The 6,056-nt window shown below is 71.0% G+C and carries 6 protein-coding genes and 1 tRNA gene; 5 read left to right on the top strand and 2 right to left on the bottom strand.

From position 1 onward, the window contains the following. Window positions 1-87: 87 nt before the first annotated feature. Window positions 88-170 (top strand) — tRNA-Leu (locus tag G531_RS0117120). A 221-nt stretch (window positions 171-391) separates the two neighbouring features. Further along, window positions 392-1,123 carry a PP2C family protein-serine/threonine phosphatase gene (locus G531_RS0117115; protein WP_026928149.1) on the top strand — a complete coding sequence of 244 codons (732 nt, stop codon included), beginning with the start codon at window positions 392-394 and terminating at the stop codon, window positions 1,121-1,123. A 34-nt stretch (window positions 1,124-1,157) separates the two neighbouring features. Here the strand turns inward: G531_RS0117115 and G531_RS0117110 are convergent, their stop codons facing one another. Further along, the gene (locus tag G531_RS0117110; RefSeq protein WP_026928148.1) at window positions 1,158-1,952 is read right to left on the bottom strand and encodes an LLM class F420-dependent oxidoreductase; all 795 of its coding nucleotides are present in this window, start codon (window positions 1,950-1,952) and stop codon (window positions 1,158-1,160) included. Between the two features lie 158 nt (window positions 1,953-2,110). Here G531_RS0117110 and G531_RS24900 point away from each other — a divergent pair, with 158 nt between their 5' ends. The 3 genes from G531_RS24900 (at window position 2,111) to G531_RS0117095 (ending at window position 5,503) form a co-directional block, all read left to right on the top strand. Then, entirely contained in the window at window positions 2,111-3,757 is a 1,647-nt protein-coding gene (locus G531_RS24900; protein ID WP_051215660.1) for a M15 family metallopeptidase, read from the top strand. Then, on the top strand, window positions 3,754-4,470 hold the full coding sequence (locus tag G531_RS0117100; protein ID WP_026928147.1) for a hypothetical protein: 717 nt from the start codon (window positions 3,754-3,756) through the stop codon (window positions 4,468-4,470). The genes G531_RS24900 and G531_RS0117100 overlap by 4 nt, the downstream gene beginning before the upstream one ends. A gap of 481 nt (window positions 4,471-4,951) precedes the next feature. Next, window positions 4,952-5,503, top strand: a complete 552-nt coding sequence (locus tag G531_RS0117095) for an RCC1 domain-containing protein (RefSeq protein ID WP_026928146.1) — start codon at window positions 4,952-4,954, stop codon at window positions 5,501-5,503. Window positions 5,504-5,524: 21 nt separating this feature from the next. On the opposite strand, the gene G531_RS23660 is transcribed toward G531_RS0117095, so the two are convergent. Next, window positions 5,525-6,056, bottom strand: a 532-nt coding sequence (locus G531_RS23660; protein ID WP_211221897.1) for an acyl-CoA thioesterase, incomplete at its 5' end; no start/stop codon positions are given.

Genomic DNA, 6,056 nt, shown 5'->3' with positions numbered 1-6,056 from the left:
AACGTGCTGAGGCAGGGCCGCTGACCCCGATTTGCATCGGAGCCGGTATGTCGTGCTAAGGTACTCCGGTTGCCTCGTTGAGGCGGCGCGCGAGTGGCGGAACGGCAGACGCGCTGGCTTCAGGTGCCAGTGTCCCTTGGGACGTGGAGGTTCAAATCCTCTCTCGCGCACAACCTGCAGGGCCCCGACCGATGGTCGGGGCCCCTTGTGCGTTCCGGGGCCCCTTGTGCGTTCCGGGGCCCCTTGTGCGTTCCGGGGCCCCTTGTGCGTTCCGGGGCCCCTTGTGCGTTCCGGGGCCCATTGTGCGTTCCAGGGCCCGGGCAGGCGTACTACCGTGCAGGGACAGGCAGGGCCTCCCCGACCCGGCCGAGAATCGGCAGAAGGGCCGTCAGTGAAGATTCAGTACGCCGCAGTGACGCGGACCGGGCTCGTGCGCGACCACAACGAGGATGCGATCCTGGCCGACGGGTGGGTCTCCCATCGCGATACCGCGCTCGCCGGGGAACGCGACCTCACCGACGGATTCGCCCTGTTCGGCGTCTTCGACGGGCTCGGGGGCCACGCCGGCGGGGAGATCGCCTCCCACGTCGCCGCCGGCAGCCTGGCCCAGAACGCGCTGCTCGACCGGACCACCGCCGGGCTGATCGACACGCTCCAGGAGACCAACCAACTCGTGGCCGCGATCGGGGAACTGATACCCGCGGTGCGGGGCCTGGGCACCACCGGGGTCGGGGTGCTCGTCGAACCCGCCCGGTACGTGCTGTTCCATTCCGGGGATTCGCTGGCGTTCCGGATCGCCGAGGGCCTGGACCTGCTCACCGAGCCGCATCGCACCGAGGACCCGGTGGCCCAGCGGGAGTTCCTCACCCAGGCCTTCGGCAGTCCCGGTCACGACCCGGTCCTGCGTGAACACGAACCCAATGAGCCGCTCACCCTGCTGCTGTGCAGCGACGGGTTGCACGACTACGTCGAGCACCCCATGATCGCCGCCGAGCTCGCCGACCTGGGCGCGGATCTGGCCGGGCCGGCGCACGCCCTGACCGACCTGGCCTATGCCAACGGCGCCCCGGACAACGTGTCGGTCCTCCTGCTGCGGCTCACTCCGACCGCGCCGGCGGCCTGACCCCCGCGGCGCTCCGGGCAGGGCCCGGCCCGGCTCAGCGCCCGTCGCGCCAGGCCAGTGCCGCCTCCAGGACGCCCAGGTCGTAGTCGGGCCCGCCGATCGAGACGGTCAGCAGGCTCACTCCCTGATCGGCCAGGTCCTGCGCCCGGTGCGCGACCGCGGCGGGGTCGTGTTCGTGGCCGCGCCCGACCGGGGCAGAGATCTCGATCTCGGTGAAGTCGCGGCCCACGCGGTCGCAGTGGCCGCGCAACACCTCCAGCTTGTGGGTCAGCTCGTCGCCGGTGGCGAAGGAGTGCCAGATGTCGGCGTACTGAGCCACCAGGCGCAGCGTCTTCTTCTCTCCGCCACCGCCGATCAGCACCGGGATGTTCCGGGTCGGCGCCGGGGTCAGCTTGGCCAGGCGGTCCTTGATCGCCGGCAGGGCCTCGCCGAGGGCGGCCAGTCGGGAGCCCGGCGTACCGAACTCGAAGCCGTATTCGGTGTAGTCCCGCTCGAACCAGCCGGCGCCGATGCCCAGGATCAACCGGCCGTTGCTGATGTGGTCGACGGTGCGGGCCATATCGGCCAACAACTGGGGATTGCGATAGGAGTTGCAGGTCACCAGCGCGCCGATTTCGACCCGGCTGGTCTGTTCCGCCCAGGCGCCGAGCATCGTCCAGCACTCGAAATGCTTGTCGTCCTGGTCGCCGTAGAGCGGATAGAAATGGTCCCAGTTGAACGCCACATCGACACCGAGCTCCTCGGCGCGCCGGACGGCATCGCGAATCTGGGCGTACTCGGCGTGCTGGGGCTGCAATTGGACGCCGATGCGAACGGGTCGATTGGTCATGCACGCATCGAAGCACAGGCCCCGGCGGCGGCTTCGGCCCCCTCCGAACGCGGGGGCCAAAACCTTCTGAATTCCTGGCATTCGCGGCTGATCTGCGATCCAATGAGGTGGCGCCGCCGGTAGGAATCTGCGCGCGCCCGGACCCGAAAGGATCTTGGATGCGTACTTCGCGCACCGTGCAGTCGATCGTCGTCGCCGCCGTGGCACTCACCCTGGTCGTGGCCGCACCGGCGGTGGCCGAACCCACCGTCACCCCGGCCGCCTCGGCAACACCCACTCCCACCGCGACTCCCACGCCGACACCCAGCGCGAGCCCGACGCCCACCCCCACGCCGACGGCCACGCCGACGGGCGGCCCGACCCCGACCCCGACCGCGAGCCCCACCCCGACCGCGAGCCCGACCCCGACCGCGACGCCGACGCCCACCCCGACCGCGACGCCGACGGCGACCCCGCTGGCCGACAGCGAGATCGACCGTCGGTACGCCGAACTCGGCGGTCCCAACTCCTTCCTCGGCGCCCCGGTCACCGCGGAGTACGACATCTCCGGCGGCCGGGCCCGGGACTATCAGCGCGGCGCCCTCTACTGGACCCCGAGCACCGGGGTCACCGCGGTGGCCGGCGGCATCTACGGCAAGTACGGCAGCCTGGATCGGCACAACGGCCGACTCGGCATCCCGCTGGCCGATGAACAGCAACTGCGCGCCGGAGTCTGGAAACAGCGTTTCGCCGGCGGCGAGATCTACTTCATCGAGGGCCGCGGCGGCCTGGTCACCTGGGGCGGAATCGGTGAGGGCTACCGGGCCCGCGGCGCCGAGGGCGGCCGACTCGGGCTCCCGGTCACCGACGAGAAGCCGGTCGTCCAGGGCGCCTGGGTCCAGGACTTCGAGAACGGCCTGATCTATTGGTCCCCGGCCTACGGGGTGCAGGTGGTCCAGGGCGCGATCCTGGACAAGTACGCCAGTGTCGGCTGGGACTGGGGGCGGCTCGGGCTGCCCACCGGCGGGGAGTTCCAGACCCAGTGGGGCCAGTGGGTGCAGAACTTCGCCGGCGGTGCGATCTACTACCGCGACGGCCTGGGCACCTGGACCAGCTGGGGCGCCCTCCGCGTCGAGTACGCCCGGCACAACTGGGAACTGGGCGACCTCGGCGGCCCGATCAGCGATGAGTTCTACGAGGGGAATGCCTGGAAGCAGAACTTCGAACACGGCCAGCTGATCTATACCCCCGGGCAGTTCCGGACCCGGCCCTGGACCGAACCGACGGTCCGTAACGCCACCTCCGGCGATGTCGTCTACACCTACCGCGCCGGCTGCCCGGTCGGTCCCGATCAGCTCCGGGTGGTTCAGATGAATTACCTGGGCTACGACGGCTGGATCAAGCGGGGCCTGATGGTGATCCGCTGGGACACCACCGACAAGATCATCAACGCCTTCGACAGTGCCAACCGGGCCTCCTTCCCGATCAACAAGATGGTCAACCCCGACGTCTACCAGGGCGATGATCCGACGTCGATGTATGAGAACAACACCTCCGGGTTCAACTGCCGCACCGTGGTCGGCAACCCCTACCGGCTCAGCCCGCACTCCTACGGCCGGGCCGTCGACATCAACACCGTGCAGAATCCCTATTTCGACGGCACCCGCTGGTGGCCCTCCAACGGGACGCGGTACATCGACCGCTCGCTGAACGAGCCGGGCATGATGAACGGATCGGACGCGATGTCGGGCGGGATGATCAATCAGGGCTTCTTCTGGGGCGGCTGGTGGGCCAACCGGGACTATCAGCACTTCGAGATCCAATGAGCGTGCGCCCGGCCCTGGCCACGCTGGCCGTCCTGGCGGTCCTGACCGCCTGTACCCCGAGCAGCCCGGGGAACGGGCCCACCCCGTCGGGTTCCCAGCCGACCGCCACCGTCCCGGCCGAGCCGCCGGTGACCGTCCAGCAGCCGCCCCCACCGACCGGGTCCGCGCCGGATGCTCCGCGACACAGCCCCGGGGTCCCCGACCCGACCGCGGCCGGACCGCTCAACCAGAGCGTGCTGCCCAATCCGGTGCTCGGCTTCGCGGCGACGGTCGGGGAGGCCCAGGAGGGTGAGTACAACCCGAACGGCACCTGGGTCCATGCCGTCGACCCGGTCGCCCAGTCCCGGGAGGCGATCCCGGCCTGCGCGACGACCCGGAACACACCGCCGGCCGCGGCGTACGCCCTGGCCGCCACGTACGCCGACCCGCAGGGCCGCCCGGGCAACGGTCTCGCGCTGGAGTTTGCGAGCCCGGCCGATGCTGCCGCGTGGTGGCAGGCCTACACCGACCAGTTGCGGGCCTGCAGCCAGCCGGGCGCCCCGATCGCGGTGACCGAGCTGGACGCCTCGGCGGATCGGTTCGTCGCTCGCCGGGCCTTTCCGACCGGCGAGACCTGGTCGGAGACCGGCCGGCTCACCGGGGCCCGGGTGGTACTCGTGCTGATTGCCGGTGCGGAGCATTCCCTGCCGGCCCTGCGGGCGACCCTGGGCTGAGCTGCCTGCCCCGGGCCGACGCCCCCGAACCGCCCCTGCGGCCCGTACCCGGCGCCCGGTGAGAAGCTGGGGGCGACGGCGAGGCTTCGACGACCACACCCAGGGGGCACATGCGACGGCGGACATTCCTGCAGGCCGGCCTGGCGCTGGGAGCGGCCGGACTCACCGGGGCGCTGGCCGGGTGTGCCCGGTCCGGGCAGAGCCACCAGGTGGTGACCCACGCGGGCCGCGTCGAACTGCGCGCCCGCTCGGCGGCGATCGCCGGGCCACCGGGCTCGACCCGGCCCTCCCTGTACTACCTCGACGATGCGGGGCACCTCCGGGTCACCGAACTGATCGACGGCCACCCCCGGCAGTCCGACCGGGTGCTCCCCGACGCCGGCGAACTCGTCGACTTCAGCGTCCACCAGGCGCCGCCGACCCCACCCTGGTCGCGGTCGGCAGCGACGGCCGGGCCTGGGCCCTCGGCACGCTGCCCGGAGTGGAGACCGGCGCCCGGGGCGCGCCGATCCCGGGGGTCAGCGACGCCCGGGCCTGTTTTGCCGGGCCCGAACTGGCCTATGTCGTCACCGGTGCCGGAGCGGTCCGGGTGCTCGGCCGGGCCAATGACTACTTCTGCCTGGGCGTACGCGCGGACCCCGGGCAGGTGATCGGCCCGACCGACCTGCCCGGGGTGCGCAGTCCCAGCGTGATCGTCAACGACGGCGTCAGCGGCTTCGCCCTGGCCGGGGAGGCGCTGTGGGGCTGGGGCGCGAACAACGCGCAGCGGCTGTCGGCCGACCCGAGCGTGACCGGCTACTGGGAACCGCAGGTGCTGGCCGGTCCCGCGCCACTGGACCTGGACACCAGTTTCGCCTGGCACACCGGCACGGTCGCGATCGATCGCGACGGCAGCCTGATCGGCTGGGGCGAGCGCGCCGCGGTGTACGCCACCGCGGCCGCCCCGGCCGACCGGCTGGTCACCTGGGACTGGATCGACACCCGGGTGATCGAACTGGGCCGCGGCCGGGACTTCGTCGGCCTGCTCGGGTGACCGCCGGGCCGACCGCGGGCCTCACTCCGGTTCGTCCGGGCTACCGATGATGTCCTGGCTCGGCGCCCCGGTCTCGGGTTCCTTCGTGCTCAGCGCGTCCATCCGCGATTGCATCTCGATCCGGAGTTGTTTGCGGGCCTTGGCGGTGTGCCAGCGTTGGATCTCTTTGGGGGTTTTCGGTTCCCACGGGGGGACGGGGACGGGTCTGCCGTCCTTCATCGCGACCATGGTGAAGTAGCAGGAGTTGGTGTGGCGGACTTTGCGGGTCTGGATGTCCTCGGCGGTGACCCGGATGCCGACTTCCATCGAGGTGCGGCCGGTGTAGTTGACCGAGGCGGCGAAGGTGACCAGTTCGCCGACGTGGATCGGTTCGCGGAAGATGACCTGGTCCACCGAGAGGGTGACCGCATAGTGGCCGCCGTACCGGCTGGCGCAGGCGTAGGCCACCTCGTCGAGCAGCTTCAGGATCGCGCCCCCGTGGACATTCCCCGAGAAGTTGGCCATCCCCGGGGTCATCAGCACGGCCATCCGCAGGCGCTGCAGCGGTTGCTCA

Source organism: Granulicoccus phenolivorans DSM 17626 = NBRC 107789 = JCM 15570, from assembly GCF_000423085.1.
In the GTDB taxonomy this organism is placed as follows: Bacteria; Actinomycetota; Actinomycetes; order Propionibacteriales; family Propionibacteriaceae; genus Granulicoccus; species Granulicoccus phenolivorans.
Note: the sequence above shows the minus strand (reverse complement) of the source record. Positions and strands in the feature narration are given on the sequence as shown.